14 protein-coding genes are annotated in these 16,227 nt (G+C 64.2%); 6 read left to right on the forward strand and 8 right to left on the reverse strand.

The genetic code is table 11. The features are described from left to right. Window positions 1–32: 32 nt before the first annotated feature. Genes CE_RS11525 through CE_RS11545 form a run of 5 tightly spaced genes read right to left on the reverse strand, consistent with a single transcriptional unit; the run spans window position 33 to window position 6,520 of the window. A complete protein-coding gene (locus CE_RS11525) occupies window positions 33–1,277 on the reverse strand; it encodes an alkylhydroperoxidase domain protein (protein ID WP_006768334.1) in 1,245 nt (414 codons plus the stop codon). A gap of 26 nt (window positions 1,278–1,303) precedes the next feature. After that, window positions 1,304–2,989, reverse strand: a complete 1,686-nt coding sequence (locus CE_RS11530) for a dipeptide ABC transporter ATP-binding protein (protein ID WP_006768335.1) — start codon at window positions 2,987–2,989, stop codon at window positions 1,304–1,306. A gap of 5 nt (window positions 2,990–2,994) precedes the next feature. Continuing rightward, window positions 2,995–3,876, reverse strand: coding sequence for an ABC transporter permease (locus CE_RS11535; RefSeq protein ID WP_006768336.1), 882 nt, complete (start codon window positions 3,874–3,876; stop codon window positions 2,995–2,997). Window positions 3,877–3,880: 4 nt separating this feature from the next. Continuing rightward, window positions 3,881–4,822, reverse strand: coding sequence for an ABC transporter permease (locus CE_RS11540; RefSeq protein ID WP_006768337.1), 942 nt, complete (start codon window positions 4,820–4,822; stop codon window positions 3,881–3,883). Beyond that, entirely contained in the window at window positions 4,823–6,520 is a 1,698-nt protein-coding gene (locus CE_RS11545; RefSeq protein WP_006768338.1) for a TIGR04028 family ABC transporter substrate-binding protein, read from the reverse strand. Window positions 6,521–6,777: 257 nt separating this feature from the next. Here CE_RS11545 and CE_RS11550 point away from each other — a divergent pair, with 257 nt between their 5' ends. Then, complete coding sequence (locus CE_RS11550; RefSeq protein ID WP_006768339.1) at window positions 6,778–8,769, forward strand: FAD/NAD(P)-binding protein; 1,992 nt, start codon at window positions 6,778–6,780, stop codon at window positions 8,767–8,769. A gap of 76 nt (window positions 8,770–8,845) precedes the next feature. Continuing rightward, window positions 8,846–10,246, forward strand: a complete 1,401-nt coding sequence (locus CE_RS11555; protein ID WP_006768340.1) for an aspartate aminotransferase family protein — start codon at window positions 8,846–8,848, stop codon at window positions 10,244–10,246. Here the strand turns inward: CE_RS11555 and CE_RS11560 are convergent. Continuing rightward, window positions 10,243–10,956, reverse strand: a complete 714-nt coding sequence (locus CE_RS11560; protein ID WP_006768341.1) for an SDR family oxidoreductase — start codon at window positions 10,954–10,956, stop codon at window positions 10,243–10,245. The genes CE_RS11555 and CE_RS11560 overlap by 4 nt on opposite strands. A gap of 118 nt (window positions 10,957–11,074) precedes the next feature. Here CE_RS11560 and CE_RS11565 point away from each other — a divergent pair, with 118 nt between their 5' ends. Further along, complete coding sequence (locus tag CE_RS11565; protein ID WP_006768342.1) at window positions 11,075–11,818, forward strand: TetR/AcrR family transcriptional regulator; 744 nt, start codon at window positions 11,075–11,077, stop codon at window positions 11,816–11,818. A gap of 59 nt (window positions 11,819–11,877) precedes the next feature. Here the strand turns inward: CE_RS11565 and CE_RS11570 are convergent, their stop codons facing one another. Next, window positions 11,878–12,120: a hypothetical protein gene (locus CE_RS11570; RefSeq protein ID WP_006768343.1), complete on the reverse strand. Its 243-nt coding sequence runs from the start codon at window positions 12,118–12,120 to the stop codon at window positions 11,878–11,880. A gap of 798 nt (window positions 12,121–12,918) precedes the next feature. Between CE_RS11570 and CE_RS11575 the strand changes: the two genes are divergently transcribed. From CE_RS11575 to CE_RS11580, 3 genes are read left to right on the forward strand one after another with little or no spacing between them, the layout of a single operon-like run. After that, window positions 12,919–14,025: a sensor histidine kinase gene (locus CE_RS11575; protein ID WP_162096721.1), complete on the forward strand. Its 1,107-nt coding sequence runs from the start codon at window positions 12,919–12,921 to the stop codon at window positions 14,023–14,025. Window positions 14,026–14,081: 56 nt separating this feature from the next. Next, window positions 14,082–14,231 (forward strand): hypothetical protein, encoded by a 150-nt coding sequence (locus CE_RS15380; protein ID WP_006768347.1) that lies wholly within the window; start codon window positions 14,082–14,084, stop codon window positions 14,229–14,231. Then, window positions 14,228–14,878 (forward strand): response regulator, encoded by a 651-nt coding sequence (locus CE_RS11580; RefSeq protein ID WP_006768348.1) that lies wholly within the window; start codon window positions 14,228–14,230, stop codon window positions 14,876–14,878. The genes CE_RS15380 and CE_RS11580 overlap by 4 nt, the downstream gene beginning before the upstream one ends. Window positions 14,879–14,980: 102 nt before the next feature. On the opposite strand, the gene CE_RS11585 is transcribed toward CE_RS11580, so the two are convergent. After that, the gene (locus CE_RS11585; RefSeq protein ID WP_006768349.1) at window positions 14,981–16,210 is read right to left on the reverse strand and encodes a cystathionine gamma-synthase; all 1,230 of its coding nucleotides are present in this window, start codon (window positions 16,208–16,210) and stop codon (window positions 14,981–14,983) included. Window positions 16,211–16,227: the final 17 nt, after the last annotated feature.

Consider the following 16,227-nt stretch of genomic DNA (forward strand, 5'->3'; position numbering starts at 1 on the left):
GGGACCGTCGGGGTGGGGCGTCGACAAGCGCTCTAGAGGAAGCGCTTCGGCACCTCGGGCTCGCCGAGGGAGAGCATGAGGCGGTTGGCCCAGTTGAAGAAGGCCACGGAGTTGATCAGGTCGACGATCTGCAGATCGGTGAAGCCAACGCCACGCAGCTTGGTGATGCAGCCCTGGTTGAAGGCCATCGGGGTGGCGGTCAGGGCACGGGCGGCATCGCGGATGACGTTCCACTGATCGGACCCCAGGTCGGCGTCGACACCGTTGTCGATGAGCGCGTTGACATCATCGAGACGCTCCGGGGCCTCCTCGACGGAACGGCCAGCGTGTACGGAGGCGCAGTAGACGCAGCCGTTGAACCGGGAGGTGACGGTGGCGGCGATCTCACGCTCGGCGCGGCCCACGCCCTCACCGTCGGTGTTGTAGAAGATGTCAAGGTCGGTCAGGGTGCGGGCCTTCAGCGCCTGGGGGTCGCGGGCGAGCAGGCGGAAGTACGGCATGTCAGCGCGCTCGGGCTTGATGAGCGATTCGAGCTGTTCCTCGGTCAGATCCGCCTTGGCCACCGGTGGCACCCACGGCTTCCAACCGAGGGCGTGGTTGACGAATGCCTCGGGTCGGTTGATGTCCTCGTAGGTGGTGATGGGGAAACCCTTGTCCGACAGGGTCCACTCGACCTCGGGAACGGCGAGGCGGCCCTTGATCTTGACCTTGATGTCCTCACCATTCAGGGTGCGCAGACCGTAGGCCACGCGCAGCTGGAAGGTGAGGAAGCTGATCAGCTGGGACAGTGACACCGTGTCATCCGCGCTCCAGCCGGCCTCGGACAGTCGACCGAGGACCTCGGGGCGGGAATCACGCGGGTGGAACACCAGCAGGTGGGCGTAATCGAAGGCCGCGGCCAGGCGCTCGCCGAGCACGGAGGCGTCGGTGTGTACGGAACCACCTGGCTGGGATTCGGCAGCCAGGCCCGGTTCGCGGTAGGTGCCATACGGTCCGGCGGACAGGGTCGCGTCGATGGCGTCGGTGACGGCGTTGGCCAGGGTGGTGGGGGCGTCGTCGAGAAGCAGATCCGAGTAGAGCTCGACCGCCGGGGTGAACTGGTGCAGGCCTGCCACATAGGTGGCCACGGCATAACGCTCCCCGAAGCTGAAGGTGCCCGGGTTGATGGGCTCGAGGAGTGCCTCGAAGCTCTTCTGGGCGTTGTCGCGCGCCTGTGGACGGTTGTCACGCAGGTGTGGAAGATCGGTGCCGACAAGCATGTCGATGATGTCTGCCATGTAAATATCTCCTGTTGAACGGCGTGTTAGAGGCCGAGGTTGAGGTCACCGCCACGGTACCGGGAACCCGGGATCGCGTCGATGAGCTGGCGGGTGAAATCGGACTGCGGATTGTTGAACACATCCATCGTAGGACCGTATTCCACCTGTTGTCCCCGACTCAGGACGGAAACGGTGTCGGATATCTCACGAACCACCGCGAGATCATGCGAGATGAACACATAGGTCAACCCCAGTTCGCGCTGCAGATCATCGAGCAGACGCAGGATCTGCGCCTGGACGGTGACATCGAGGGCGGACACCGCCTCATCGAAGACGACGAGCTCGGGCTCCAGGATCATGGCGCGGGCGATGGCCACACGCTGGCGCTGGCCACCGGAGAGCTCCCGCGGGCGACGCGTGGACATCCGCGGATCCAGTGCCACCAAATCGAGGTAGTGCTCGACCTTGGCGTTGATCTCCTGTTTGGACAGTTTGGTGAAATTGCGCAGCGGCTCCCCGATGGTGGCGCCGATGGTCTGGCGCGGGTCCAGGGAGGAGTACGGGTTCTGGTAGACCAGCTGCACCTCGCGGCGGAACTCCCGACGCTGCGTCTTGTTCAGCGTGGTGGTGTCACGGCCCGCAATGACGATGGAACCCGAGGTGGGTGTGTTGAACCCGGAGATCGCCCGGCCGATGGTGGTCTTGCCGGAACCGGACTCGCCCACCACCGCGTGGGTGGTGCCGGGCAGCACCTCGAAGGAGACATCGTTGACGGCGACGAAGACCTCGTCCTTACCGCGGGTGTATTCCTTGCGGAGGTTGTCCACCACCAGCAGAGGGCCCTTGGCGCGGGCCTCGGCGGGGTCGACGGCCGGCACACGGGTAGTGATATCACCGATGGTCAGCGACGGCGCATCCGCTAGCAGCTGCCGGGAATACGGGTGCTGGGGGTCGGTGAGGACCGATGCGGCGTGTCCGTGTTCGCGGACCTCACCCTGTTGCATGACGACGATCTGATCAGCACGGTCGCCGGCCACAGCCAGGTCGTGGGTGATGAACAGGATGCCCAGACCGAGTTCGGCCTGCATCTCCTCCAGCAGATCCAGGATGATCTTCTGCACCGTGACATCCAGGGCGGAGGTTGGTTCATCGGCGATGATGAGGTCCGGTTCCAGGGCGATGGCCGCGGCGATGAGGGCACGCTGTTTCATACCACCGGAGAGTTCATGCGGGTACTGGTTGTAGCGGACCTCGGGGTTGTCGATACCCACACGCGCCAGCAGTTCAATGACCCGTTTCTTACGCTCCGCCGTTGTTCCGCGACGGTGGATGTCCAGGCCCTCCCCCACCGATGCACCGATCGTCTTGACCGGGTTGAGGGAGTTGTTGGGATCCTGCGGGATCAGACCGATCCTGGTGCCGCGGATCTCCCGCCACTCGCGCGGGGTCAGACCCACCAGGGATTTGCCCTGGAAACGGATCTGACCGGAATCCACCTCGGCGTTATCGGCCAGCAGGCCGATGACCGCCTGCGCGGTGGTGGACTTACCGGAACCGGACTCACCCACGATGGCGGTGATCTGTCCCGGGTGCACGGTGAGGCTGACGTTGTTCACGGCGTGCACGACACCCTTGGCGGTGCCGTAGGAGACGACCAGGTCCTCGATCTCCAGCAGTGGCTGGGTGGTGGCGCCTGCTGCGGAGTTCGTGGCAGACAGTGGGGTACTCATCAGGGTTACGCCTCCTTTCGGATGATGCGGCTGAGGTAGTTGGCGGACAGGACGACGACGATGATGACCAGACCGGGCAGGACCGTCAGCCACCAGGAGGTGGCCATGTAGTCACGGGCATCGGAGATGAGCAGACCCCACTCCGGGGTCGGTGGCGGTGCACCGTAACCGAGGAATCCGAGGATGGACAGCTGCAGGATGGCGGAACCGAACTGCAGGGCGGCCAATGCCAACACCGGGGTCAGGGAGTTCGGCAGGATGTGGCGGAACAGCACCTGCACCTGGGTGCCACCGGAACCGTAGGCGGCCTCGACGAAATCGGAACCCGCAACGGTGATGACCTGGGAGCGGGCCAGGCGAGCGAAGGTGGCCACGGAGGTCACACCGACCGCGATGGCGGCGTTCATGGTGCCGTATCCCAGCAGGATGATCACCGACAGGGACAGCAGCAGCGCCGGGATGGACAGCAGGACATCCACGAAACGCATGAGCAGGGTATCCACCCAGCCACGCTGCGAACCGGCCAGCAGGCCGATCAGGGTGCCCACGATCAGGCCGACGAGCACCGCGATGAGCGCACCCAGCAGGGTTTCACGCGCACCGTAGACCACACGGGCGTAGAGGTCACGGCCCACCGAGTCGGTACCGAACCAGTGCTCACCACTGGGGGCCAGCAGCGCGGTGGTCTGGGAATCAAACGGGCTCTGGGAGGTGAACAGGCCCGGAATCAGCGCCATGAGAACAGCGAGGGCCAGGACCACGATGGACAGGAGCGCGCCGGGGCGGGTCCACGGGTTGGTGGCAGTGCGACGTTTCCGGGCACCATCGGCGGTACCGCTGCGCGGGTTGGGGAACACCATTTTCTTCGGCATCTCTGTGTTACTCATTGGTTTATGCCCTCTCCCTGTGGCGCAGACGTGCATCGAGGACCGGGTAGAGCAGGTCGACGATGAGGTTGATCAGGACGTAGATGGCGGCGGCGATGACGACGATGGCCAGCATGACCGGGGTGTCACGGTTGGCCACGGCGTTGACCGTCATGGCTCCGATGCCGGCGCGACCGAAGACGGTCTCGGTGACCACGGCACCGCCGACGAGTTCGCCGAAGAGGATGCCCGCCATGGTCAGGGTGGGCAGCAGGGCGTTGCGGAGCACATTGCGGAAGAAGACCCACATCTCACTGGCACCACGTGCCCGCACCGCGGCGATGAACGGCTGGTTCTTCACCTCTTCGATGGAGCGGATGAGCACCTGGGCCAGCGGGGCTGCGATCGGAATGGCCAGGGTGATGGTCGGCAGGATCAGGGCCTGGCCGGTGCTGGCACCGATGACCGGGACCCACCCCAGGCGGAAGGACACCACCTGGATGAGCATGATGCCGAGCCAGAAGCTGGGCAGGGAGACGAAGAACGGTGGCAGGGCGTTGAAGAAGGCACGCAGCCAGGCGAACCGGTCCAGGGTGGCCAGGATGGCGATCCCCAGGGCGAGGACCACCGCGAGGCTGAACGCCAGGACGGCGAGGGTGAGGGTGCCGGGGAAGGCCTCGGCGATCATGGTGGACACCGGGGTGCCGTACTGGACGGAGTACCCGAAGTCACCGGTGAGGAAGCCTCCCAGCGCCAGGAAGAACTGGACGATCAGTGGTTGATCGGCACCGTAGGATTCCCTGATGTCCTGCAGCTGGGCAGGTGACAGACCGAGATCGGGGCTGGCGTAGCGTGCGCTGACGGCATCGCCCGGCAGTGCGGACAGCAGGATGAAAGCCAGGACGAAGGTGACAAGAAGCACCACCACCGCCTGACCGATGCGGCGCAGAATCTGTGCGGTGGTCATCTAGTCCTCCTCCTTGCGGGCTGCTGCATCAGTGGTTCCGTCAGGGGCAGTGGTGTCGGTGTCGCCCTCAACCTCACCGGATCCGTCGTCCTCGACGGAGAAATCCAGGTAGGTCTCGTAGAAATCCGGTCGGCCGATGACCTCCGGGGCGAAACCCTGGACATAGGGCTGCAGGCCGTAGACGACGGGTTCCTCGAACAGGGGCAGTGCGTAGGCCTGTTCGGTGATGTAGTCCTGGGCCGCGGCGGACGCTGCGGCACGGTCCTCCTCCTTCGGGCTGGAGGCGATGGCGAAGAGCAGCTCCTCCAGTTTCGGATCACCGATGTCCTCGGTGCCGTCCTCAGCGGTGGTGAAGTTGAGGAAGGCGTTGCGGTTGGTGGAGTAGAACTTGGACTTCAACACGTCGTAGTCGGCGCGGCCGACCATGGAGTGACGCACCTGGATCTTGTCCATGTCCAGGGAATCCGCGGTCTGGGTGGCGTGGTCACCGGGGTTGAGGTTGACCTTGACGCCGATGGCGGCCAGCTGGTCCTGGACCATGGTGGTCACCTCGCGGGAGCGTGGCTGCGGGACGGCCTCGTTGAAGGTCAGTTCGAGGATCTGGCCGTCCTTTTCGCGGTAGCCGCTCGGCCCCATGACCCAACCGGCGTCGTCCAGCAGACGTTCAGCCTCCGCCGGGTCGTAGTCGTAGGCGCCCTCCTGCTCCTTGTAGCCCAGGGCGTTGGACGCCAGGGTCGAGGTGGCGAGCTTGTAGGAGGGGCTGAAGAGCACGTCCATGATGGTCTCGCGGTCCACGCCCCGGATCAGTGCCTGGCGTACGCGGATGTCCTGGAGGAGGGGGTGCTTGAAACGGAAGAAGTACCCGTTGTTGACACCGCTGGTGGAGTTCCAGACCACATTGAGGCCCTCATCGATGAGGTGTGCCTCCACGGGGGCCTCGATCTGGCGGGCGATGTCCGCCTGCCCGGAGACCAGCGCACCGGTGCGCACAGATTCCTCGGCGGCCAGGACGTACTCGATCTCCTCGAGCTTGGCCGGTCCCTGGTGGTCACGTGACGGTGGTGCCCAGTTGTAATCCTCACGGCGGGTGAGGGTGAGGTTGGTGCCGAGGGTCTCCGAGGTGATCACGAAGGGGCCGGAGCCGATGATGTTGACGGCGTTGCCCGGTGCGAACTCCTCGGTACTCAGGTCCAGGGTGGCGTCGGAGTAGAGGCCGGCGTTGAAGGAGCTGGTGGCCTGGGCGAAACCCGGGGCCGGTTCGGTGAAGTGGAAGCGGACGGTGTTCTCGTCGATCACCTCGCCGTAGTCGTAGCTGGTGATCTGCTCCGAGGTGGTCAGGCGGCGGTCCTTGTCACCCCTGCCGTAGAGATCGAAGTTCTTCACCACGTTCTCAGCCGTCAGGGGTGTGCCATCCGAGTAGGTGACATCGGTGCGGATGGTGAAGGTGAACTCGGTGGCGTCCTCATTGATCTCCGGCAGTTCGGTGGCGATCCAGGGCTTGAGCTCAAGGGTCTCGGGGTCCTGGTAGAGGAGGCGGTCGGTGATGTTGTTGACCACGGCACCGTTGGGGTAGAAACCGGCGGACGGTGGGTAGAGGGTGGCGAAGAATCCGGGCTCCAGGTAGGTGAGGCTGTTGCGGTCCCCCTCCTCGGCGGGTGCGGTGGTGCACCCGGCCAGTACCGCCAGGCTGGTGACCATCGCTGCGACCGATCCGGCCACCTTACTGAACCGAGCGGTATGCTTATCCCGACCAACCGGTCCATCCGCCCGTCGTGGGCGTTTGCCCCACACGTGCTTTCCTAACACTTGCGTTTCCCTTCTGGATCCGTCGTTTACTTTCTTCGTCATTTATTAATTAGACTTAGAAGTTAACACACAATTAGACTGATCGGTACTATTGCAGTAGACCAATCTGTCTAGCACAAGCACTATATCTTTCTGAGCAGGAGTTTCCCGTGAACCAGTCCCCGCACACACCCCCGGCAGAGGTCGCGATCATCGGTGTCGGCCCGCGGGGCATCTCCGTCATCGAACGCATCGCCGCCCAGCTCACCGCGACAGACGCCACCGGACAACCAGAGCGTGGCCTCATCCTCCACCTCATCGAGGACTCCCAGATGGGCGCCGGCAACATCTGGCGCACCGACCAGACCCGGACCCTGTGCATGAACACCCTCGCCGGTGCGGTCACCCTGTTCACCGAACCCGGCTCCACCGTCACCGCACCGGTCGTGGAGGGCCCCACCCAGTACGACTGGATCCGTCTGCTACGCGGTGACGCCGAGGACACCCTCACCGACATCCCCGAACCGGCCATTGACCTCTTCCGGGCCCACCCACCGGCACCGGAGGTCGCCGAGGATTTCCGGGAGGAGATCGACCAAACCGTGCCACAGTCCAACCCCTCACGCGCCCTCTACGGCGCCTACCTGCGGTGGGCCTTCGATGTTGCACTCGCCCTGCTGCCGGACTGGGTGCAGGTGGAACAGCACCACGCCCGCGCGGTGACCATCCGCGAGGACGGCGACCGGGATGTGATCACCCTGTCCGATGCCAGCATGGTCACCGCCGATGCCACCGTCCTGGCCGTCGGGTGGCAGACCCCGGCCCCCAACGCCGAGGAGCAGGCCCTGGCGCAGGCGGTCGAGGATCATCCCGAGCTCATCTGGATCCGCCCGGGGAACCCGGTGGAGCAGAACCACCGGGATATCCCCGAGGGGGAGACGGTACTCGTACGCGGACTCGGCATGGGCTTCTTCGACATCATGGCCCTGACCACGATCGACCGCGGCGGCGTCTTCCACGAGGATCCCACCACCCGTTCCGGCCTGCGCTATGAACCCACCGGCCGGGAACCCCACTTTGTCATCTCCTCCGGGCGTGGCTATCCCTACCTGCCCAAATCCGATTACAAGTCCCTGCCCCCATCCGCGAAACTCGCCCGCCTCAAGGCTGTCATCAGTGCGCTTAAAGCACAGAACCGTGACGTCGCCTCCATCAATTACGACACCGAGGTGTGGCCGGCGGTCGCCCGTGATGCCTACGAGGCCTACTACGAAAACCTCCACCGCGTGAACCCGGAGGCCATCACCACCTCCCTGCAGGCCATTACGGAGACGATCGATGCGGTGGACGTCGACAAGCTCCCCACCGCACTGCGCCCGCACGTCACCTCGACCGACCACGTCTTCGACCTGCGCGCGTGGGAGTACCCGCTGGCCGGGGTCAACGGCACCGTCGCCGATGTCACCACGCGCATCGCCGCGCGCATGGCCGAGGACATCCGACACGCGGAACTGGCGTGGGACAGCCCCTTAAAATCCGCCCTGTGGTCGATCTCCGCGTCCCGCAAACCCAGCAGCCTCCTCGGCGCGGAGGGCCGCCTCACCTTCGAATCCCGCCGCAACCGCTTCGCCGCGGTCATGGCGATCGGCCAGATGGTCGGGTCCGGCCCGCCGCTGTTCCGCACCCGCGAACTGCTCGCGCTTGTCGACGCCGGCCTGGCTACCTTCGCCGGCGCCCGCCCGCAGGTCAGCGTCCAGACGGACGGGGGGACCGCCACGTGGCAGCTCACCTCCCCCACCACCGGCGACACGCCGCTGCGCTCCCGGGTGCTTATCGACGCCTGGATGCACAACCCCGACATCCGCGTCCCCGGTGACCCACTCGGCCAGGCACTCATGGCCGACGGCCGCGTGCGTCCCTTCGCCAACTACACCTCCGACGGCACCGAGGCCCCCTCCGGTTCCCCCGAGGTGGACCCCGACACCCGCCTGCTCATCCACCCCGACGGCGACCTCGATCCACGCGTGCAGCTGATCGGCATCCCCACCTACGCCCAGCTGCCCGACACCACCATCTCCCCCATGCCCGGCACCGACCCCCTCATGCTGCAGGAAACGGATAAAACAGCGGTGGATCTCCTGCGCCGGGTGGGACTGGCGTAACCGCCGGGATAGAGTCGGTGGTTGGGCCTCAGACACCCCCACCAACAACCAACCACCTTCTCCAGGAGTGATAGCCATGTCCGCAGCCCCCACCGGGTACACCAATTTCAACGGCGATTTCATTGAATTCGGTTCGCCCGAGGCCCTCGCGGAGGAGGCCCGCACCACCGCACTGGACAGGGACCACGTCTTCCACTCCTGGTCCGCCCAGGACAAGATCACCCCGAAAGCCTGGGCCACCGCGGATGGTGCGATTCTCTATGACTATGAGGGCAGGGCCTTCATCGACATGGGATCCCAGCTGGTCAGCGCCAACCTGGGCCACAACCACCCGGCGCTGGTGGAGGCGATCCGCACCCAGGCCGGTCGCATCACCAACCTCAACCCGGCGTTCGCCAATGACATCCGCTCCGAGCTGGCCGGGCAGATTATCGCGTGCGCGCAGGGGGAGTTCTCCCACGTGTTCTTCACCAACGGTGGTGCCGACGCCATCGAACACGCCATCCGCATGGCCCGCCTGCACACCGGCCGCAACAAGATCCTCTCCGCCTACCGCAGCTACCACGGCGCGACCGGATCCGCGATGATGCTCACCGGTGAGCACCGTCGTCTGGGCAACCCCACCACCGACGGTGACATCTACCACTTCTGGGCACCATTCCTCTACCGCTCCTCCTTCTTCGCAGAGAACGAGGAACAGGAGTGTGAGCGCGCCCTGACCCACCTCGCGGAGACCATCGCCTTCGAGGGGCCGGGCATGATCGCAGCCATCGTCATCGAACCGGTTGTCGGTTCCTCCGGCATCATCGTCCCGCCGGCCGGGTACCTCGCAGGTGTCCGTGAGCTGTGTGACCAGCACGGCATCCTGCTCATCGCCGATGAGGTCATGGTGGGTCTGGGCCGCACCGGCAAATTCTTCGCCTATGAGCACGCCGGGGCGGATGTCGAGCCGGACATGATCACCTTCGCCAAGGGCATCAACGCCGGTTACGCCCCGCTCGGTGGTGTGGTGATGACCCGCGCCATCCGTGACACCTTCGACGCCCAGGCCTACTCCGGTGGCCTGACCTACTCCGGTCATCCCCTGGCGGTGGCCCCGGCACTGGCCGCACTGAAGGTCTATGAGGATGAGAAGATCTTCGAGCGGGTGGCCTCCCTGGGCGAGAACCTCATCGGTCCCCGCCTGGCGGAGATCGGGCAGAAATACGCCGCCGTGGGTGATGTGCGGGGCATCGGCTTCTTCTGGGCCCTGGAGTTCGTCAGCGACGCGCAGGCCAAGACCCCCGCCGGCGCCGATGCCATGGCCGCCGGTGCCGCCGCACTCAAGGAACACGGCGTGTGGCCGATGGTCTCCGGACACCGCTTCCACATCGCACCCCCGTTGATCACCACCGAGACCCAGCTGGAGCAGCTGCTGGAGGCCATCGATGTGGCGGCTGCCGCGGTGGATGCGGAGATCTTCGCCCTGGCGCGTTAGTTCCTGTCGGCCAGCTCCACCCGGGGACGCACATCCACATTGGTGATCTGGGTGGTCTCCCCCGCATCCACCACAAAGCGGATCGCGCGGGCCACCTCCACCGGCTCGATATACCACTCGGGCCGGTACTCACCACCCTTGTCCTCCACCAGGCCCCGCAGCATGGGGGTGTCGGTCGGTCCGGGGCTGACGGTGGAGACCCGTACCCCGGCGACGGATTCCTCCCTGCGCAGCGCATCGGCCAGGCCCCGCAGGGCATGCTTGCTCGCTGAGTAGATGGTGTTGCCCGGATGGGCACCGGTGCCGGCACCGGAGTTGATGAACACGATCTGTCCCTGTGCCGCACGCAGCGCCGGCAGCAGCTGGCGGGTCAGTTCCGCGGGCACCACCACATTGAGATCCAGGTGATCGTGCCAGTCCCGCACCGTGGCGGATTCCACACTCCGGTTGTGGGCGATCGCCGCGGCGTGGACGAGGACATCCACACGCCGGAGGTCGGGCAGCTGGGGGATTCCAGCCCCGTTGTCACCGAGGAGATCGGAGACGATATCGGTCTCCACCGCCACGACATTGTCGATCCCCTCCAGCTGTGCGAGCACCCCGGCATTACGACCGAGCGCATAAACCCTGTGGTCACGGGCTAAATCACGGACAATCTCCACGCCCATTCCACCGGTCGCCCCGGTAACCACTGCCACTGCTTCACTCATGATGGTTACTCCTCAGAAAATAGTTTCTACCCAAAAACAGGTGTAGCTGTAGGGACTGTGATGTTAATTATCTCAATCCTATGGATTTAATTGTAGGCACAGCGTAATCTCTTGAGTCATGCCAAGCGAAAACTCACAACCCGCTGCATCCCCCGTCACCGGTTCCACAGGTCGTCGCCCGGGACGGCCAACACAACGAATCCTCACTGTTGAGTCCATCATCGACCGTACCTTCACCATCGCCGGCCAGGAGGGCTTCGCGGCCGTCACCATGAACCGTCTCGCCCGCGAGATGGGCGTGACCCCCAGGGCCCTGTACAACCACGTGGCCAACCGTCAGGAGATCATCGACCGCGTCTGGATACGGTTCACCGACGCGCTCGAGGTACCCGATCTGGACCCCGAGAACTGGCGTGACTCCTTCCACGAGCTGTGGGGATCACTGCGGCAGCAGTTCCGCAAGCACCCGCGCCTGTTGCTCGTCGCCCAGGACGAGACGATCACCACCTCTGCGACCTCCCCCATCGGTATCGGCCTGGTGGAGAAGAGCCTACAGTTCTTCGTCGATATCGGGTTGACCCTGCGGCAGGCCATCGTGATCCGCGAGATGCTCATGGCGGACCTGTTCAACTTCGCCCTCAACGCGGACTACAACTACGACCGTCGGGATGAAGACACCCGAGCGGAGACCTTCCGGCCGGTCCCCCAGGCGTGGCTAGATGAGGAACCCGATGTGGATGCGCCTCTGACCCGGAAGGCAGTCGACGAGGCCGTCACCACCTCCGACGAACTGTTCAGCTACATCGTGGAGGCCCGCATCGCCTATGTGGAGAAGGTCCTCGAAGGACGGACCGAGCTGTAGACCTCATCCCACCGGGAGCCCTTCAGCCCGGGAACGTCGCTACCCACCCCGCCGGGGCACTACCGCTGATCAGCCCTGCGGGTGGCGCGGAACGCCTTCCAGGCCACAGATGCCAGGAAGACGACTCCCACAACGGTGGCGATGTACCGCGACGACTCCATGCCCGTCGTTGCGTCGATGATGATGGAGCCGATGAGCACGGCTGCGGCCAGGAGCATCACGAGGATTCCCGGACCACCGAAGTAGTTCTGGGTGCAGGAGGAATGCACTTCCCTGTCTCCGATGCTGTTGGGCGATGACATAGTGTTCTTTCCTTGTAGTGTGTTCTCCCCGGGCTGTCACCCCGGAGACCCATCTGGGATCCCACCACCGCATGTGAGCACATCCCGGCGCTCACATGCGCAATGCGATCATCTGCAGGGACGGCAGACGTGGCAGCCAACCGGCCCGGAGCTCCCTCCGAAACCAGCGCCTCACCGCTGTTTTTCAGAGGGTGTCACAATAATCCCGTTCATCCATCCGCTATCCGGGGTGGAGAGTGCAAAGCTACCGGCTCCGCCTCTTCACCTACCGATGCCCCTGAAGCCCGTGGTTTTCCCGTAGTTCTGACCATAGCTCTTCCACCAGGGCATTGTGCCTTCCGGAGCTCACCTGTATACCTTCGACTACCGGATGATGAAACCCATTGATTTCCTGCAACCCATATGGCAGTGCCGTCCCCACGGACATACCCAGGTATCCACCGAGAACGGCTGAACTCCCCCGCGGAGATAAGTCAACCGTTTTACGCTCACCGTATCCGAAAGACTACTTCCCGATCCGATTCCCCTGATGACGTGGGCCACGGAGTTAAACTTGAAGGCTGTATCTCCACGTGCGGGTGGCCCACCCTCAGGGGCCCGGCTGGACGCGCATCATCACGGTGTCGTGAGGGACTTCATTGCCTGTGAGGTCCTCGGTAACATAGCGCTGGTCATCGGAATTCTCCCTGTTGTTTTCTGCTTTCCGGTGATCAGCTCACCCGCCACGGCAGACCTCTGATCTGGGCAGGCGGCAGCGGTAGTGTGAAAACTAATGCGAGGATCACGATAATGCAAGAAATGGGCACGTCCCGGCTCGTTCCCACGTCCCGGTTTCCGGGCACGCCAGCGCTCACGGCGGCTTTCGCCCTCCTCGCCTTCCTCATTTTCGCCCTCCAATGGTTCCCGGAAGAACCCACGTGGTCGGGCATCGAGTTGATCCTGTTCCTCTCCATCGCGAGTTCCCTCCCGCTGTCCGTCCATTTCCCCCGGGCTACCGCAATCATGCTGGCGATTGCCTATCTCGGCGTGCTGGCCGCCGATGCCCGACCGGGTCTGTTGTTCCTCATCGCGCCCTGTGTGGTGGGGGTCCTTGCTTTTCGACGCCACTGGTGGTGGGCCCTCCTCCCACTGGCCACGGCCATGCTGTCCGGTTTCCATCAACCGTCTGAAGGCCGGTTCGTTGTCGATGTCGAATCCTTTCTCATCGGGTTCCTGATGTTCCTTCTTCCCCTCGGTGGTGGCAGCTGGTTCGGTGCCGTAGCCCGTTCCCGGGAAGCGGAACAGAGAAGAATCCGGGAGAGGAGGGAGGAGCTGTCCCATGCCCTTCATGATGACATCGCAACACGTCTGAGCTCGGTCATTGTCCAGCTGGAAGCCGCCGGGATCAGATCCGCCAACAGTAATCCCGCCCTTGTCGCCGACCTGACAGACTCGGCACTCGCCGTGCGCACCACGTTGGCGTCGTTACGCATGTTGATCGACAATCTCAGCTCGCCCGTCGACGCGGTGGCGGACACCGGGAGAACATCACTCGTTCCCCTCCTGATGCACGGAGCGGACTCGTTGCGCAGACAGGGTTTCGACGTCAACTGTGACATCAGATCGGGAAGCACCACCGGGCTTCCCCTCATCAGTGCCTCCCTGGACAAGGTACTCGGCGAGGCACTGGCGAATGTCGCCAAACATGGGGATCCAGAGGAGCAGGTCCGGATCGTGGCGGACTGCTCACCGCGGAGGACGGAGATCACCATCGAGAACTCCTACACAGATGAGGAGGCGAGGACGGGTTCGAACAGGCTTGGGATTGAAACCATGCAGCGTCATCTCGCCGCTGATCGTGGTGATCTCCACATCAGTGACAGCGGGCGGGTGTGGACGGTGGTGATCTCCATTCCAACCACATGATTCCACCACCAAGCTGCCGTTACCCCGATCCCTGTTGTGAAAGGTCTCCTTGAAACATGAACATGCTCATTCCCGTCCTGCTGTCCGTGACGGTTATCACCTCCCCGGTATCTGCTCCCGTGGTGACCGAACCCGTAGCTGCCATCCAGAGCATCGGGGACTGGTTCAGCTGCGACCGGAACCCACAACGCCCCTGGTGCCGATGACCTACCGGATCCTCATCGTCGACGATGACCCCACCATTCTCCGGAACCTCCCGGTGTTCTTCTCCATGGCCGAGGACCTCACCGTGGTCGGCACCGCAGCAGGCGGCCGGGACGCACTGGCCTTTATGGAGCACACCCCGTGCGATGTCATCCTGTCGGATCTCAGCATGCCCGGCATGAGCGGTATCGAGTTGTTGTCAGCGGTGAGGGAACTGGACAACCCACCGATTTTCATAGCGATGACCGGCTTCGACACGGATCAGGCCATGCTCGGTGTGCTCGCTGCGGGCAGCGCCGGCTACCTCGCCAAGAGTGATCCGCCGGAGTCCGTCATCTGGTCGGTGCGGGAAGCGATCAAGGGTGGCACGGCGCTCTCATCATCCTGCACGTCCCGTCTGGTGGATGCGACCATCCGGCGCGGAGAACCTCCCCAACCCAGGGCACTCGGTGTGGAGTTGAGCAGCGGCGAGCGGGAAACCCTCGATCTGGTGTGTCAGGGACTGACCAACGCGCAGATCGCCCGGCAGCTCCACTACTCGGAGGCCGCGGTGAAAAAGCAGGTCTCCGCCATGCTCCGTAAATTCCAGGTGGGTTCCCGGGTGGCGCTGGCCGTCAAGGCGCTGGGCATGGGGCAGAACAGGAACTGAAACCAGACGGCCAGCCTGCGTGCCCCCGGTGAGGACCAGGTCAGCATAGGTCCCCGGAGGTGGCGCGCTGGTCACGCTCCGGGGCGGGGGAAACCGGGGGTGCTACTGGGGCAGCTGGTCCAGGGCCTGTTCAACGTCGGCAAGCAGGTCCTCGATGTCCTCGATGCCGATGGAGATGCGCACCAGGTCACGGGGCACCTCCAGCTGGGAACCGGCTGCGGACTGGTGGGTCATGGTGGCGGGGTGCTCCAGCAGGGATTCCACACCGCCGAGGGATTCCGCCAGGCAGATCAGCTTGGTGGAGGTACAAAACTTCTTGGCGGCCTCCTCTCCGCCGGCGAAGCGCACGGAGATCATGCCGCCGAAGCGCTTCATCTGGCGCTTGGCCACCTCGTGTCCCGGGTGGGATTCCAGGCCCGGGTAGAGCACGGTGGACACCTCGGGGCGGGAGTCAAGGAATTCGGCGATCTTCTCGGCGTTGTCGCAGTGGCGGTCCATGCGCACAGCGAGGGTCTTGACGCCGCGGCCGGTGAGGTAGGCGTCGAACACGCTGGGGATCGGGCCGATGCTACCCTGCATGAACAGCAGTTCCTCATCCAGCTGCTGGTCATTGGTCACCACGAGTCCACCGACCACATCGGAGTGACCACCGATGTACTTGGTGGTGGAGTGCAGCACGGCGTAGGCGCCGAGCTTCAGCGGCTGCTGCAGGTAGGGGGAGGCGAAGGTGTTATCCACCACGAGCTTGGCGTCGGTGCCCTCGGCGGCCTTGGCCACGGCCTCGATGTCGGTGATGGCCAGTGCCGGGTTGGTGGGGGTCTCCACCCAGATCAGCTTGGTGTTGTCGCGGATGGCGGCCTTGACCTCATCAACGTTGGAGGTGTCCACCACGGTGTATTCCACACCCCAGGCGACGAAGACGGTGTCGATGAGCCGGAAGGTGCCACCGTAGGCGTCATTGCCCAGGATGATGTGGTCGCCCGGCTTGAGCAGAATGCGGAACAGGATGTCGGTGGCCGCCATGCCGGAGGAGAAGGCACGACCGTACTCGGCGCCCTCGAGTGCGGCGACGGTTTGCTCCAGCACGGTGATGGTGGGGTTACCCACACGGGTGTATTCATAACCACGGCGCAGCTCATTGGGGCCGTTCTGCGCGAAGGTGGTGGAGGCGTAGATCGGGACGTTGATCGAACCATAGTATTCGTCCGGCTCGTATCCGGCGTGGATCGAGGCGGTGGAAAAACCCTGGTCGGTGGGCTTGTGGGACAACTGGATCAACTCCTGAAGAAATATACTGCGGGGCTGTGGGCAATAATAGACCAAGCTGTCCATTTCAGGGCAAACCCACG

The organism is Corynebacterium efficiens YS-314, assembly GCF_000011305.1.
GTDB lineage: Bacteria > Actinomycetota > Actinomycetes > Mycobacteriales > Mycobacteriaceae > Corynebacterium > Corynebacterium efficiens.